15 protein-coding genes and 1 tRNA gene are annotated in these 14,781 nt (G+C 70.2%); 12 read left to right on the top strand and 4 right to left on the bottom strand.

From position 1 onward, the window contains the following. Positions 1-90 precede the first annotated feature (90 nt). The 12 genes from ACQUS7_RS04445 to ACQUS7_RS04390 all read left to right on the top strand — a co-directional run bounded on the left by ACQUS7_RS04445 (position 91) and on the right by ACQUS7_RS04390 (position 11,221). On the top strand, positions 91-2,283 hold the full coding sequence (locus ACQUS7_RS04445) for an elongation factor EF-2 (RefSeq protein WP_435127321.1): 2,193 nt from the start codon (positions 91-93) through the stop codon (positions 2,281-2,283). Between the two features lie 400 nt (positions 2,284-2,683). Further along, positions 2,684-3,367 carry an amino acid-binding protein gene (locus tag ACQUS7_RS04440; RefSeq protein ID WP_435144982.1) on the top strand — a complete coding sequence of 228 codons (684 nt, stop codon included), beginning with the start codon at positions 2,684-2,686 and terminating at the stop codon, positions 3,365-3,367. Further along, positions 3,364-4,338, top strand: a complete 975-nt coding sequence (locus ACQUS7_RS04435) for a homoserine dehydrogenase (protein WP_435144980.1) — start codon at positions 3,364-3,366, stop codon at positions 4,336-4,338. The genes ACQUS7_RS04440 and ACQUS7_RS04435 overlap by 4 nt, the downstream gene beginning before the upstream one ends. 186 nt (positions 4,339-4,524) lie before the next feature. Then, the gene (gene tuf, locus ACQUS7_RS04430; RefSeq protein ID WP_435144977.1) at positions 4,525-5,790 is read left to right on the top strand and encodes a translation elongation factor EF-1 subunit alpha; all 1,266 of its coding nucleotides are present in this window, start codon (positions 4,525-4,527) and stop codon (positions 5,788-5,790) included. After that, a complete protein-coding gene (gene rpsJ / locus ACQUS7_RS04425; RefSeq protein ID WP_435127329.1) occupies positions 5,791-6,105 on the top strand; it encodes a 30S ribosomal protein S10 in 315 nt (104 codons plus the stop codon). It begins immediately after the preceding gene. 142 nt (positions 6,106-6,247) lie between these two features. Continuing rightward, positions 6,248-6,319: transfer RNA gene (locus tag ACQUS7_RS04420), tRNA-Ala, on the top strand. 296 nt (positions 6,320-6,615) lie between these two features. Further along, positions 6,616-7,353, top strand: coding sequence for a TenA family protein (locus ACQUS7_RS04415; RefSeq protein WP_435144974.1), 738 nt, complete (start codon positions 6,616-6,618; stop codon positions 7,351-7,353). Next, on the top strand, positions 7,354-8,916 hold the full coding sequence (locus ACQUS7_RS04410; protein ID WP_435144971.1) for a sodium:solute symporter family transporter: 1,563 nt from the start codon (positions 7,354-7,356) through the stop codon (positions 8,914-8,916). It begins immediately after the preceding gene. Next, positions 8,913-9,089: a hypothetical protein gene (locus ACQUS7_RS04405; protein WP_435127335.1), complete on the top strand. Its 177-nt coding sequence runs from the start codon at positions 8,913-8,915 to the stop codon at positions 9,087-9,089. The genes ACQUS7_RS04410 and ACQUS7_RS04405 overlap by 4 nt, the downstream gene beginning before the upstream one ends. After that, the gene (gene thiD, locus ACQUS7_RS04400; protein WP_435144967.1) at positions 9,086-10,489 is read left to right on the top strand and encodes a bifunctional hydroxymethylpyrimidine kinase/phosphomethylpyrimidine kinase; all 1,404 of its coding nucleotides are present in this window, start codon (positions 9,086-9,088) and stop codon (positions 10,487-10,489) included. Before ACQUS7_RS04405 ends, thiD begins: the two co-directional genes overlap by 4 nt. Positions 10,490-10,552: 63 nt before the next feature. Then, positions 10,553-10,918 (top strand): response regulator, encoded by a 366-nt coding sequence (locus ACQUS7_RS04395; RefSeq protein WP_435144964.1) that lies wholly within the window; start codon positions 10,553-10,555, stop codon positions 10,916-10,918. A gap of 126 nt (positions 10,919-11,044) precedes the next feature. Continuing rightward, positions 11,045-11,221: a hypothetical protein gene (locus ACQUS7_RS04390; protein WP_435127341.1), complete on the top strand. Its 177-nt coding sequence runs from the start codon at positions 11,045-11,047 to the stop codon at positions 11,219-11,221. A gap of 97 nt (positions 11,222-11,318) precedes the next feature. Here ACQUS7_RS04390 and ACQUS7_RS04385 read toward each other — a convergent pair whose 3' ends face one another. From ACQUS7_RS04385 to ACQUS7_RS04370, 4 genes are all read right to left on the bottom strand, one after another. Further along, complete coding sequence (locus ACQUS7_RS04385) at positions 11,319-12,632, bottom strand: ribonuclease catalytic domain-containing protein (protein ID WP_435127343.1); 1,314 nt, start codon at positions 12,630-12,632, stop codon at positions 11,319-11,321. A 148-nt stretch (positions 12,633-12,780) separates the two neighbouring features. Then, complete coding sequence (locus tag ACQUS7_RS04380; RefSeq protein ID WP_435127345.1) at positions 12,781-13,110, bottom strand: DUF7562 family protein; 330 nt, start codon at positions 13,108-13,110, stop codon at positions 12,781-12,783. A gap of 138 nt (positions 13,111-13,248) precedes the next feature. Then, on the bottom strand, positions 13,249-14,028 hold the full coding sequence (locus ACQUS7_RS04375; RefSeq protein WP_435144961.1) for an NAD+ synthase: 780 nt from the start codon (positions 14,026-14,028) through the stop codon (positions 13,249-13,251). Between the two features lie 57 nt (positions 14,029-14,085). Beyond that, positions 14,086-14,724 (bottom strand): adenylyltransferase/cytidyltransferase family protein, encoded by a 639-nt coding sequence (locus tag ACQUS7_RS04370; RefSeq protein WP_435144960.1) that lies wholly within the window; start codon positions 14,722-14,724, stop codon positions 14,086-14,088. Positions 14,725-14,781 lie beyond the last annotated feature (57 nt).

The raw sequence follows: 14,781 nt of genomic DNA, 5'->3' as shown, positions 1-14,781 counted from the left end.
GGTGTCACAGTGTGCGAACTCCGCGAATCCGGCGCTTTCGGCGGCGGCAAAGCACTACCCTTTTGACCGGTCGTCCAGTAGCGGCCGGTAATGGGTCGACGCAAGAAAATCGTACAGGAATGTGAGAAGCTGATGGACAATCCGGAGCAGATCCGGAACATCGCCATCGCGGCTCACGTGGACCACGGGAAGACGACGCTGTCCGACAACCTGCTCGCAGGCGCCGGCATGATCTCCGAGGAGACCGCCGGGGAGCAGCTCGCCATGGACACCGAAGAAGACGAGCAGGAGCGCGGGATCACCATCGACGCGGCGAACGTGTCGATGACTCACGAGTACGAGGACACCAACCACCTCATTAACCTCATCGACACGCCGGGCCACGTCGACTTCGGCGGCGACGTGACGCGGGCGATGCGCGCCGTCGACGGTGCGCTCGTCGTCGTCGACGCCGTCGAGGGCGCGATGCCGCAGACGGAGACGGTGCTCCGGCAGGCGCTCCGCGAGGGCGTGAAGCCGGCGCTGTTCATCAACAAGGTCGACCGGCTCATCAACGAGCTGCAGGAAGGCCCCCAGGAGATGCAGCAGCGGCTCATGGACGTCATCGGCGACGTCAACGAGCTCATCCGCGGGATGACCGAGGAGATGGAGGACATCGACGAGGACTGGACGGTGTCCGTCGAGGACGGCACCGTCGCGTTCGGCTCCGCGCTGTACAAGTGGGGCGTCTCGATGCCGTCGATGGAGGCCACCGGCATCTCCTTCGGCGACATCATCGACATGGAGCAGAACGACGAGCGGCAGGAGCTCCACGAGCGGACGCCGCTGTCGGACGTCGTGCTCGACATGGTCGCCGAGCACTTCCCGAACCCGCTGAAGGCGCAGCCGTTCCGCGTCCCGCGCATCTGGCGCGGCGACGACGAATCCGAGGTCGCAGAGGACATGCGGACCGTCAACCGCGAGGGCGACGTCGTCTTCATGTGCACCGACATCGGGATGGACCCGCACGCCGGCGAAATCGCGACCGGCCGCGTCTTCTCCGGCACCCTCGAGAAGGGCCAGGAGCTGTACGTCTCCGGCACCGCCGGCAAGAACCGGCTGCAGTCCGTCGGGATCTTCATGGGCGGCGAACGCGAGGAGGTGGACCGCGGCGTCCCCGCCGGCAACATCGCCGCCGTCACCGGCCTGAAGGACGCGATCGCCGGCTCCACGGTCTCCGACGTCGAGATGACGCCGTTCGAGTCCATCGAGCACATCTCCGAGCCGGTCATCACGAAGTCCGTCGAGGCGCAGAACATGGACGACCTGCCGAAGCTCATCCAGACGCTCCAGCAGGTCGCCAAGGAGGACCCGACGATACGCGTCGAGATTAACGAGGACACCGGCGAGCACCTCATCTCCGGGCAGGGCGAACTGCACCTCGAAGTCATCACGCAGCGCATCCAGAAGAACCAGGGCATCCCGGTCAACACCGGTGAGCCCATCGTCGTGTTCCGCGAGCAGCCCCAGGAGTCCAGCCGCGAGGTCGAAGGGGTCTCGCCGAACCGCCACAACAAGTTCTACATCACCGTCGAGCCGCTCGCGCAGGACATCGTCGACGACATCCAGCTCGGCGAAATCTCGATGGACATGCCCGAACTGGAGCGCCGCGAGGCGCTGCAGGACGCCGGCATGGACAAGGACACCTCCCAGAACGTCGAGCACATCCACGGCACCAACATCCTCATCGACGACACGAAGGGGATTCAGCACCTGAACGAGACGATGGAGCTCGTCATCGAGGGGCTGGACGAGGCGCTCGACGACGGCCCGCTCGCCGCCGAGCCGGTGCAGGGAGCGCTGCTTCGCCTGCACGACGCGCGGCTGCACGAGGACACCATCCACCGCGGCCCGGCGCAGGTCATCCCCGCCGTCCGCGACGCGGTCCACCGCGCGCTCATCGACGGGAAGGTGCGGCTGCTCGAACCGATTCAGAACGTCCGCATCGACGTCCCGAACGAGTACATGGGCGACGCCTCCGGCGAGATTCAGGGCCGCCGCGGCCGCGTCGACGACATGTACCAGGAGGGCGACCTCATGGTCATCGAGGGCATCGCGCCCGTCGAGGAGATGATCGGCTTCTCCAGCGACATCCGCTCGGCCACCGAGGGCCGCGCCTCCTGGAACACGGAGAACGCCGGCTTCCGCGTCATGGCCGACAACCTCCAGCGCGAGCAGATCATGGAGATCCGCGAGCGGAAAGGAATGAAGCTCGAACTCCCGCAGTCCATCGACTACATCTAAACGCTCGCCGCTGCCGCCCGACACGGCCGTCGCGTCGGGCGACGCCGCGTCGTCGCTCTCTTCTTCTTCTTTCCTTATTCCCGGTTCGACCGCACCGGTCACCGGTCGACAGCCCGGCCGCCGGCTCTCCGTGGCGGACGGAACCGGCCGGCTGCCCGCGGTCGCACGCCGCCGAGTATCGGCAATCGTCGCCATGGTGGAAGGCTTATCACGCCCCCCGACCCACTGAGAAGACATGCCAGGTGGCACGACTTTCGGTCGACGCGACGGCTGCGAACGACGGCGTCAGCCCCGCTCGTCGACAACAGCGACACTGTCGGCCACCACGACGCGCGGACCGCCGACTCGGTCTGGGACCGACGCCCCGTCAACTGCGGCGGCAACCGAGGTGAGCCGGTAGATGCCGTCGGGGTCCGGGGACGCCGGCGAGGACCGGCAGGACGCGCCGACGGAGACGGCGGTTACCGAGTCTGCTGCGGCTGAGTCGGAGGCTGAGTCGGCGGCTGAGTCGGCGGCTGAGTCGGCGGCTGAGTCGGCGGCTGCGGAGGCGCAGACCGACGGCGGCGCGACGACGCAGACGCACACGATTCGGCTGGAACTGGTCGACGAGCCGGGCGAGTTGCTGGCGGCGCTCCAGCCCATCGCGGAGAACGGCGGGAATCTGCTGTCGGTGTTCCACGAACGCGGCAACCTGACGCCGCGCGGCCACATCCCGGTGGAGGTGGACCTGAAGTGTCCGCCGGAGCAGTTCGAGTCGATTCTGGCGGGGCTCCGCGACCGCGGCGTCAACGTCACCCGCGCGGGCGCCGAGGAGTACGGCGCGGAGGTGACGGTGGTGCTCGTCGGCCACCTCATCGACACGGACCTGTCCGACACGCTCCAGCGGCTCACGGACTGCACGGACGCGACCGTGGCTGACCTCGAACTGTCAGCGCCCGCGGGCGCGAACTCGGAGGAGCCGTCGAGCGCGCTCATCCGGCTGCGCGCCCGCGAGAACCGGACCGCTGAGGTGCTCGAATCCGTCCGGTCGGTCGCCGACGACAAGGCGCTGAACGTCATCGAGCCGATGGAGGGGGAAGCGTGAAACTCTCGATTCTCGGCGCCGGCGCGGTCGGCCGGTCGGTCGCCGACCTCGCGTCGTCGTACGGCCACGAGGTGACGGCGCTCGCGGACTCGTCGGCGGCGGCGGTCGACGCCGCCGGCGTCGACGTCGACGCGGCGCTCACCCGGAAACGGGACGGCGACGCGCTCGGCGACGCCGACCCGGCCGACGCGCTCACCGCCGACTACGACGTGCTCGTGGAGGCGACGCCGACGACGCTCGGCGACGCCGAACCGGGCTTTTCGCACCTCCGGACGGCGCTCGAACGGGACCGCGACGTCGTGCTCGCGAACAAGGGGCCGGTCGCCGAGCGGTACGCCGACGTCCGGGCACTCGAAGCCGACTCGGCCGGCGACGTCCTGTTCGAGGCGACGGTCGGCGGCGCCATCCCGGTGTGCGCGACCGTCTCCGACCTCGGGCCGTCGCGGGTGTCCGCGGTCCGCGGCGTCCTCAACGGCACCGCGAACTTCGTGCTCTCGCGGATGGCGGCCGAAGGGCTCGACTACGACCACGTGCTCGCGGAGGCGCAGGACCTCGGCGTCGCCGAGGCGGACCCGTCGTTCGACGTCGAGGGCACCGACGCCGCGCTGAAGTGCGTCATCCTCGCGAACGTCCTCCGTGAGGCGGACTGCGGAACCGTCGACGAACTCCGCGACCGGGCGGTGTCGCTCGCGGACGCCGCGGTCCGCGGCATCCGCGACATCCCGGGGACGGCGCTCGACCTCGCGGCCGACGACGGCCGGACGGTCCGGCTCATCGGCGAAGCCACCCGCGACGGCGTCCGCGTCGGCCCGCGGCTCGTCCCGGAGAACGGGACGCTCGCGGTGTCCGGCACCCGGAACATCGTGGAGGTCGAGTCGGAGCACGCCGGCAAACTGGCGATTTCGGGCCGCGGCGCCGGCGGCGAGGAGACGGCGAGCGCCGTGCTGGCGGACGTCGGCCGACTCGAATAGGTCGGCGGGGGCCACGGGAAGGGCGTGACGGCGACGGTGCGACCCCGGCGTGCCACTCCGAATCACGTGACGGTGACGCACGAAAACCGCCGTACGAGGCCGTGGGGCCCGTACAGCGTATCGAAATGGTTTTAGGGCGTTCGGACGAAACAATCCTCACAGAGCGCCTCAGCGCGTGATTCCACAATGAGCGACAAACCCCACCAGAACCTGGCCATCATCGGCCACGTCGACCACGGGAAATCCACGCTCGTGGGCCGCCTCCTCTTCGAGACAGGGAGCGTCCCCGAGCACGTAATCGAGCAGTACCGAGAGGAAGCCGAAGAGAAGGGCAAGGGCGGCTTCGAGTTCGCCTACGTCATGGACAACCTCGCCGAGGAGCGCGAGCGCGGCGTCACCATCGACATCGCCCACCAGGAGTTCGACACCGACGACTACTACTTCACCATCGTCGACTGCCCGGGCCACCGTGACTTCGTGAAGAACATGATCACGGGCGCCTCGCAGGCCGACAACGCGGTGCTCGTCGTCGCGGCAGACGACGGCGTCGCGCCGCAGACCCGCGAGCACGTGTTCCTCGCGCGGACGCTGGGCATCAACGAGCTCATCGTCGCCATCAACAAGATGGACGTCGTCGACTACTCGGAGGACACCTACAAGGAGGTCGTCTCCGAGGTCAAAGACCTGCTCAAGCAGGTCCGCTTCGGGACCGAGGACGCCTCGTTCATCCCGATCTCCGCCTTCGAGGGCGACAACATCGCCGACCGCTCGGACAACACGTCCTGGTACGACGGCGACATCCTCCTCGATGCGCTGAACAACCTGCCGGAGTCGGAGCCGCCGACGGACGCCCCGCTGCGGCTCCCGATTCAGGACGTCTACACCATCTCGGGCATCGGGACCGTCCCGGTCGGCCGCATCGAGACCGGCGAGATGTCCCCCGGTGACAACGTCTCCTTCCAGCCGTCCGACGTCGGCGGCGAAGTGAAGACCATCGAGATGCACCACGAGGAAGTCGACTACGCGGGCCCCGGCGACAACGTCGGGTTCAACGTCCGCGGCGTCGGCAAAGACGACATCCGCCGCGGCGACGTCTGCGGCCCGGCCGACGACCCGCCGACGGTCGCCGAGACGTTCCAGGCGCAGGTCGTCGTCATGCAGCACCCGTCGGTCATCACGGCCGGCTACACCCCGGTGTTCCACGCGCACACGGCGCAGGTCGCGTGTACCATCGAGTCCCTCGACCAGAAACTCGACCCGTCCTCGGGCGAGGTCGACGAGGAGAACCCGGACTTCATCAAGTCCGGCGACGCCGCCATCGTGACGGTGCGGCCGCAGAAGCCGCTCAGCATCGAGCCGTCCAGCGAAATCCCGGAACTCGGCTCCTTCGCCATCCGCGACATGGGTCAGACCATCGCCGCCGGCAAGGTGCTGTCCGTGGACGAACGGTAAATGCCCGGGCAGCAAGCGCGCGTCCGACTCGCGGGCACGAGCCCCGACGACCTGGACGACATCTGCGACGACGTCCGCGAAATCGCGGACAAGACCGGCGTCGCGCTGTCGGGTCCGATTCCGCTCCCCACGAAGACGCTGGAAGTCCCGGCCCGAAAGTCGCCTGACGGCGAAGGGACGGCGACCTGGGAGCACTGGGAGATGCGCGTCCACAAGCGGCTCATCGACATCGACGCCGACGAACGCGCGCTCCGCCAGCTCATGCGCATCCAGGTGCCGAACGACGTCAGCATCGAAATCGTCCTCGAGGACTGAGGCGCTGCGGCGCACCTCGCGCCACACACCGTTTTCTCCTATCTTCACGCCGCCCAGCGACCGCGCCAAACCGTGCGACGGAGTCCCGACCGACGCGGCGAAACGGAACCCTCAAGTGTCGCCCCCGGCTTCTCAACAACGCGGGCTCGTAGATCAGCGGTAGATCGCTTCCTTCGCAAGGAAGAGGCCCTGGGTTCAAATCCCAGCGAGTCCACTCCGATTCTTCGTCATTCCGAAGGAACAGGACCAGGCTTGGCTCTGTCTGCCTGAGCCGTCACTAGCGGGCTGATTTCGAGCCGACCCCGGTTCAGGCGTCGCCGTTCCGGGGTATGTTTTCTGTTGACAGAGTCTTTGCCGGCACCGTCCGCACCCCGCGAGATTTTTCGCTGCGGATGCCGTTCGGGAGCTGTCTCGTCCATCCACGGGCTCCGAGAATGGCGACACCACCGAAGGATTAGCCGGTGGTATACCCTAGTTATTAGTCGCTGGCTCGGTCAGTGTCCTCCGGACATGCCGTTCAGCGACCACCTGCTCGACACCGCCGAGGACTGCTGGGACGCACAGAAACGCCACCCGTTCGTCCGGGAACTCGCGGACGGCAGCCTCGACGAGGCGGCGTTCCGGACGTGGCTCGAACAGGACTACCGCTACCTCCTCGATTACGCCCGGACGTTCGGCGTGCTGGGCGCGAAGGCGGACGACGAGGGGACGATGGCGCACTGCTTCGACGTGGCGCGGTCCATCGTCGAGGAGGAACTGGACCTGCACCGGTCGTTCGCCGCGGACTTCGGGCTCACCGAGGCGGACCTCGCGGCGGTGGAGAAGTCGCCGACGTGCGTCGCCTACACGAACTTCCTGCTCCGCACGGCGCGGGAGCGCCCGCTCGCCGTCGGCGCCGCCGCAATCTACCCGTGCGGGCAGGGGTATCTCGACGTCGCCGAACACATGGCGGAACTGGCCGGGGGCGACGTCGACAGCGCGGTCGGCGCCGGAGACGTCGACCACCGGTACGCGCCGTTCATCGAGAAGTACACGAGCGACGAGTTCCGCGACGCCGTCGCGTGGATGCGCGAGCTCGTCGACCGGTGCGCCGAGGACGCGCCGGGGCTGCGCGACGAGATGGAGGCGGCGTTCCGGCGGAGCGCCCGGCTCGAACACGCCTTCTGGGAGATGGCGTACGCGTCGGAGTCGTGGCCCGTCGACGAGGCGGTCGGCGGCGCGGACGAGGCGGCGACCGAGGTGGCCTGAATGGTCGGGGGCGCGTTCGCGCTCGGCGTCACTGTGCTGACGCTCGCTGCGGTCACCGCGGCCGGTCTGCTGTACTCGCGCGGCCGAATCGGGTCGGTCGAGGACTACGTGTCCGCGCGGAACTCCGCCGGAGCGGGATCGACGGCGGCGACGCTCGTCGCCTCCGGAATGGGTGCGTGGATCCTGTTCAGCCCAGCCGAGGCGGGCGCGGCGTTCGGCGGACTGGCCGCCGTCGTCGGCTACGCCGTCGGCAGCGCCGTCCCGTTGCTGCTGTTCGTCTCCGTCGGCCCGCGGCTCCGTGAACACCTGCCCGGCGGACACTCGCTCACCGAGTACGTCTACGCGCGCTACGGCGCACGGATGTACGGATACGTCCTCGTGATTACCGCGTTCTACCTGTTCGTGTTCCTCGCCGCCGAGATGACCGCGGTGGTGAACGCGCTCTCGGTGGTCGCCGACGTGCCAGCCTGGCTCACCGCCGGCATCGTCGGCGCGTTCGTCCTGGTGTACACGGGCTACGGGGGGCTCGTCGCCAGCATCTTCACCGACACCCTCCAGACGCTCGTCGTCCTGCCGCTGCTCGCGGTGAGCGTCGCGGCGGTCGTCGTCGGTCTGGGTGGCGCCACCGGCCTTCACGGCGCCGTCGTCGCGACGAACCCGGACCTGCTCGACCCGACGTTCCTGCCGGGTGTCGCCTTCGGCGCGTACGTCGTCATCGCGGTCGCTGGCGCGAACGTGTTCAATCAGGGGCAGTGGCAACGCGTGTTCGCCGCCGAGAGCGACGCGGCGGTCCGCCGCGGATTCGTGCTCGCCGCCGTCGCCGTGGTGCCGATGGTGCTGCTCGCCGGCCTGTTCGGCGTCGTGGCCGCCGGCCTCGGCCTGCTGGACGCTGCCGCCCCGAGCGTCGCGTTCTTCGTCGTCGTCGCCGCCGCACTCCCCGAGTGGGCTACGCTCGGCGTCGTGGTGCTGGTCGTGCTGCTCGTCACCAGCACCGCGGACACGCTGTGTAACGCGCTCGCCAGCGTCGTCACCGTCGACCTCTCGCGGCTGCTCGACGACCCGAGCGCCGGGACGCTCCAGCGCGCCGCGCGCGGCCTCACCGTCGTCGTCGCGGTCGGCGCGGTTGCGGTTAGTGCGCGCGGCTACAGCGTCCTCGAACTGTTCCTCCTCGCCGACCTGCTCGGCGCCGCGACGTTCATTCCGTTCCTCCACGGGCTCTACTCGGGGCGCGCCACCGAGTCCGGGGCGCTGTCCGGCAGCGTCGCCGGCCTCGCCGTCGGCCTGGCGTACTTCCCGACGCTCCACGGCGTCGCGACCTCGGTTCCGGTCGTCGGCCCGCTGCTCCCCGGCGCCTCGTTCGTCCACGCCTTCGGCGGCGCCGCCGGGGTTTCCGCCGCCGTATCGCTGGTAGCCGCGCTGACCGCCGACGACCGCTTCGACCTCGAAACGCTCGAGGCCGACGTCCGGTCCCTCGACGATCCGGTCACCGACGGCGGGTCGGTCCGCGTCGCAGCCGGCGACCCTGGCCGTCGAGCGGACGGCGGTTCGGAGGTGGACCGATGACCCTCGGCGCTGCGGCGTTCGCGCTGCTCGTCTGGGGGAGCCTCGGGGCCGTCGTCGCGGTGTTCGCGCTCCTGCTCCGGGCGGTGGGCCGCGAGCGACGCGGCGGCGGGGAGACCGGAGACGAGTCCGAGGTGACTGCAGCGGCAGACGTCGACGCGGGGGCGGAGCCGTGACCGACCGACCCTCGGCGAGCGACCGGGCTGCAGCGGCCGACCCGGAGGCGCGGGACGTTGCGCTCACGGTCGCGGGGTCCGACAGCGGCGGCGGCGCCGGCGTCCAGGCGGACCTGAAGACGATGGCGGCGCTCGGCGTGTTCGGCACCTCGGCGGTGACGAGCGTCACGGCCCAGAACACGTGCGGCGTCGACGCCGTCGACGACGTCTCGACGGACGTGGTCGCGGCGCAGATTCGCGCCGTCACCGACGACTTCGCCGTCGGCGCCGCGAAAACCGGGATGCTGAGTTCGGCCGACATCATCGAGACGGTCGCGTCGGCGCTCGACGGCGCCGCGTTCCCGCTGGTGGTCGACACGGTGATGGTCGCCCAGAGCGGCGACCGACTGCTCGCCGCCGACGCGGAAGCGAGTCTCCGCGACGACCTGCTGCCGCTCGCGGCGCTCGCCACGCCGAACCTCCCCGAGGCGGCGGCGCTCGCCGAAATGACGGTCGACGACGAGGACGACATGCGCGCCGCCGCGGCGCGCATCGCCGGCGACGACGGGGAGACCGGTCCGGCCGCCGTGCTCGTCACCGGCGGGCACCTCGGGGACGGCGACGCGGTGGACGTGCTGTACGCCGACGGCGACACCCGCGTCTTCCGGAACCGTCGATTCGACACGGACGCGACCCACGGGAGCGGCTGTACGCTCTCGTCGGCCATCACCGCCGGCCTCGCCCGCGGCGACGACCTGCCGGCGGCCGTCGCGCGCGCCGAGGCGTTCGTCGCCCGCGCCGTCCGCTACGGCCTCGACGTCGGCGACGGCCCCGGCCCGGTTCACCACCTCGCAGCGGCCCGTAACGACGCCGCCGGGACCGACGCGGTCCGCGCGGTCGACGAGGTCGTGCGCGCGCTCGAGGACGCCGGCGTCGACGCGCTCGTTCCCGAGGTCGGGCTGAACGTCGCCGTCGCGACGCCGTACGCGGTGGGGACCGACGACGTCGCGGCGGTCGACGGCCGCATCCACCGGACCGTCGACGGCGTCGCCGCCGCGGGGCCGGCGCGGCTCGGCGCGTCGAGCCACGTCGCCCGGCTGCTGCTCGCCGTCCGCGAGTACGACCCGGCCGTCACGGCGGCGGCCAACGTCCGCCTCGACGACGACGTCGCGGCCGCGGTCACGGAGCGGTTCGACGCGGTCGAGGTCGACCGGACCGCCGAGCCGGACGCGTCGCCGACGGAGCGGCGCGACGGCGGGACGATGTCGTGGACGGTCGACCGGGCGATGACCGGCCGCGACGACGCGCCGGACGCCGTCTTCGACCGCGGCGCCGTCGGGAAAGAGCCGATGTGCCGCGTGTTCGCCGAGACCCCGGCGGCGCTCCACGACCGACTCGTCGACCTCGGCGGCCGGCTGTGAGTCCGCCGGCGGCGACGCCGGCATCTGAACACTTTTGTCAGTGTCCGTCAATGGTCCGCTGAAATGGTAGGGCAGGCGCTCATCGTGGACGACTCGGCGTTTCAGCGGACGCTGCTCCGCGACATTCTCTCGGCGGAGTTCGAGGTGGTCGGAGAGGCGGAGAACGGCGCGGAGGCGGTCGAACTGTTCGAGGCGGAGCAGCCCGGGCTCGTCACGATGGACATCGTGATGCCGGAGATGACGGGCATCGAGGCGACCGCGGAGATCAAATCGCAAGACCCCGAGGCGACGGTCGTGATGTGCACCAGCGTCGACCAGGAGGAGAAGATGAAACGCGCGGTGCGCGCCGGCGCCGACGGCTACGTCACCAAGCCGCTCGACGAAGCGAAGGTCACCGCCGAACTGGAGTCGGTGCTGGACTCGTACTGAGCCGACCCGGAGCGTTCGAGCCGGTTCTCGTTCGGCCGCCGCGTTCACCGAGTGTCCCGCCGTCCGTCACTTTCACTTTCACTCCGCTAGGCCGACGTACAAGTCACTGCACGGGAACGTAGAGGTATGAGCGCGACCGTCACTCCCGACCGCGTGGCCGTTGAGAGCCCGACCCGAGCGAGCATCGACGTCACCGACGCGAGCGCCGGCGAAATCCGGGCGTTCGCGCGGCGTAACGACTGCGCGGTGCACTTCGAGCGCCGCGCCGGCCGGACGTTCCTCGTCGCCGTCGCGGAACCGTAACGAACCCGGGTGGACCGGCCGCCGGCTGCCGATTCGGTCCGGGTACTCCGATTCGGGTACTCGGCTTGGTTACTCCGGCCCGGCTACTCCTCCCCGGCTACTCCGGGATGGTTTCCGGCGCTTCGTGGGTCGCGTCCTCGGGGTCTTCGACGACCTCCATGCCGCGGTTGTTCACCGCGTACGGGTCCAGTCCGACCTCCTCCATGAACTGCTTGTAGAGCCGCTCGGCCGTCTCGCCGTCCTTCTGCTTGTCCGACGCGCGGTCACAGAGCTTCACGAGGTCCTCCGGGACGTCGTTGGTGTGGACGATCCAGTGGTTGATGAGGTCCGACAGCCGCCGGATGGGCGACGTGAAGTGGCCGTAGATGTCGAAGTTCAGCGCGTGGTGGCCGCCGAACGGGTCGTTCATGTACTTCGCGCGCGGCATCACCTTCAGCACGGCCCGCTGAATCTTGTTGAGCGCGCGCCCCGGCGCCTCCTCCAGCGCGGCGTTGACGGCCTTCCGCGGGTCGTCCCACGACGACCCCGGGATGGAGACGCCTTCGGTCTCCTGGATTTCGCGGAGCGCGTCGTTCCACTGGTCCGGCGTCGGCTGCGGGTGGACGCGGTACATCGCCTCGACGCCGCGGTTCCACATCAGTTCGTGCGTCACGGCCTTGTTCGCCTTCAGCATGCACTCCTCGATGATGGTGTGCGCGCGGTCCCGGCTCGGATTCAACACGAGCGAACCGTCCGCCTTGCGCTGTTCGTGCATCTGGTCGGCGAGGTCGTACGCCAGCGACGCCTCCTCGTGCAGCGGCAGCGACTCGTCGTCGAGCCGGTTTTCGCACTCGGAGTAGGTGAGCCGCTCGTCGGAGTTGATGACGGACTTGTAGATGTCGAGCTCCTCGAACCCGAGGTTCTCCTTGTCGAGCCGCATCTCGACGGTGTGCGCCAGCCGGTCCTCGTTCGGGACGAGCGAACACACCGTCTCGGCGAGCGTCGGCGGCAGCATGTGGATGGTGTACCCCGGCAGGTACACCGTGTTGCCGCGCTGTACCGCCTCCGCCCACATCTCCGAGTCCGGGTGGACGTAGTGGGACACGTCGGCGATGTGGACCCAGAGGTGGTACTCGTCATCGGTCTCCCGGATGGAGATGGCGTCGTCGAAGTCCTGTGCGTCCGCCGGGTCGGTCGTCCACGTCGTCAGGTCGCGGAGGTCTTCGCGCTCGTCGACCTCGTCTCGAATCTCCTGCTGGACGTCCTCGGTGCGGGCCTCCGCCTCCCGCCGAACCGCCGGCGGGAACTCGTCTCGAATCTCGAACTCCTCGAACAGCTCCTCGCGTTTGTCCTCGAGGTGCCGGGCGAGTTCCTCGGTGATCTTCACGGGACCCTGCGCTTCCGCGGTTCCCGCCTCGGCTTGATCGCTCATACCGGGTACTAGCGGGAGAGACAAAAAGGCGTATCGGGGCGGCGGCGCCGAAACGGCGGAATCCCGCGCTCGTTCGGGCGTCGCTCCGGCGTCAGTCGTCGCTCTCGTGTTGCTCCGGCGTCAGTTTGGGTCCGGCGTCGGTCGGGGGTCAGTTCCGCCGCCGGTCTCCGGCGTCCGAGTCGTCGTCGGCGGAGCCGTCGCGGGCGGCGGCCGCGTCGAGATACGCGTCCACGAACTCCGCCTGGGAGGCCGCGTCGCCGGCGGCGTCGGCGGCGTCGACCAGCAGCGCCTCCAGGTCGCCGCGCGGCTGGTGGCACAGCTCGCGGTGGCACGCCTTGCAGAGATACTCGAACTCCTTGCCGGCACGCTCCCACCGGTCGCCCTCCTTGTCGTACTCGCGGGCGTCGTCGCGGGCGACAGACTCCCCGCAGGCGATGCAGACCACCGACTCCCCGTCCTGTCCGCGGGAGCCAAGCATGCGCGACGCTGCGGCGGCCGACGACTTAGCAGTTTCCGTGACCAGCCTCCACCACCCTCCCGCCCAATCGCCCCCACCGCCGGCGCCGGGCGACCCCCGTGGCTACGCCGTAGCCAACTGTCGCGGTCGACGGCTGAGTCAGCCGTCTTCGCGGAGCCCGGGCGTCGGCGGGACGCCGCGTTTGTGCTCGGAGGAGCGGTGGAGTTCGGCGAGTCGCTCGACGGTGTCGCGGTCGGCGTCACAGCGGTCGGCGGCCGCCGCCGGCGTGCAGCCGTCGTCGACGAGCGCGCGCAACACCGGGTCGATGACGTCGTACGTCGCGCCGAGTTCGTCCGCGTCGGTCTGCCCCTCCCAGAGCTCCGCGCTCGGCGTCTTCTCGGCGAACCGGTCGAGCCCGAGGTGGCGCGCGAGGTCGAACACCTCGGTCTTGTACAGGTCGCCGAGCGGCCGGACGTCGACGCCGCCGTCGCCGTACTTCGTGAAGTAGCCGAGCAGCCACTCCGAGCGGTTGTCGGGGCCGCAGACCAGCAGGTCGCGCTCGTTCGCGACGGCGTACTCCAGCACCATCCGGATGCGCGCCCGGACGTTACCGACGGTCAGCGTGTCGAGGTCGCCGGGGAGCGCCGCCGTCACCGACTCGACGCTGTCGGCGATGTGCGCGTCCACGTGGTCGACGCCGTAGTCCGCACAGAGGTCGCGGGCGTCGCGGGTGTTCTCGGGGTCGCTCGGCTCGCCGGGGAGCGTCGCGCCGACGACGCGGTCGGCGCCGACGGCCTCGACTGCGAGGTGGAGCGCGACGGCGGAGTCGAGCCCGCCGCTGACGCCGACGACGTAGCCGTCCGCGCCGGCGTCGCCGAGCCGCGCTTCGAGAAACGCCTCGACTCGCGGCGCCGCGTCCGCAGGGTCGATTCGAGTCACGGTCGACGGTTCGGCCGCCGCCGAGAAAACCGTCGGGGTGCGCGGCGACCCCGGCGTTCAGCCGGGGTCGGTGCCGGCGGAGCCGTCGGCGTCGCCGGCGGACGCGCTGTCGGCTGCGCCGTCATCGGCGTGGCTTTCGGCCGTGTCGTCGCCAGCGTGGTTGTCGACCGCGTCGTTTTCGGCGTCGCGGTCCGGTTCGCCGTCCGGGGCGGTGCGGCGGATGACGTCGACGTGCTCTGCGACGAGCGCCCGGCAGCACTCCGGGACCAGGTCGCGCCACGGCTCGCCGGCGCGGATGCGTCGCCGAATCTCGGTGCCGGAGTAGCGGTCGGGCGCGTGCATCGCCTGCTCGACGACCCGCACGTCGGTGTGCGCCCGGACGATGCGCCGAACCGCGGGGTTGCCGGAGACGACGACGTCGGCCTCCGTCAGGTCGCGCAGCCGAGTCGCCCACGACCGGTGCCCCGGCGCGCCCCGCGCTTCGTCCGGCACCGCGACCACCGGGAGTTCCGGGTGGCACGACCGGAGGAGGTCGCGTCGCTCCCGCTCGGACAGCGGATTCTGCGGCGTCCGGGACCGCTCCGGGCTCCCGAGCGCGACGACGACGTCGTCGTAGCGGTCCGCCGTCCACTGGACGGCGCGGTGATGCCCCTCGTGGAACGGCTGGAACCGCCCGAGGAACGCGGCGCGAGTCACGGCTCCGGGGTCGGACGGCTGCGACAAGTGTGTTCGGTTCCCGACGGAGTCCGGGGC

Source organism: Halobaculum sp. P14 (genome assembly GCF_051195155.1).
Taxonomy (GTDB): domain Archaea; phylum Halobacteriota; class Halobacteria; order Halobacteriales; family Haloferacaceae; genus JBNTKA01.
This window is presented reverse-complemented; position numbering and strand designations above follow the sequence as displayed.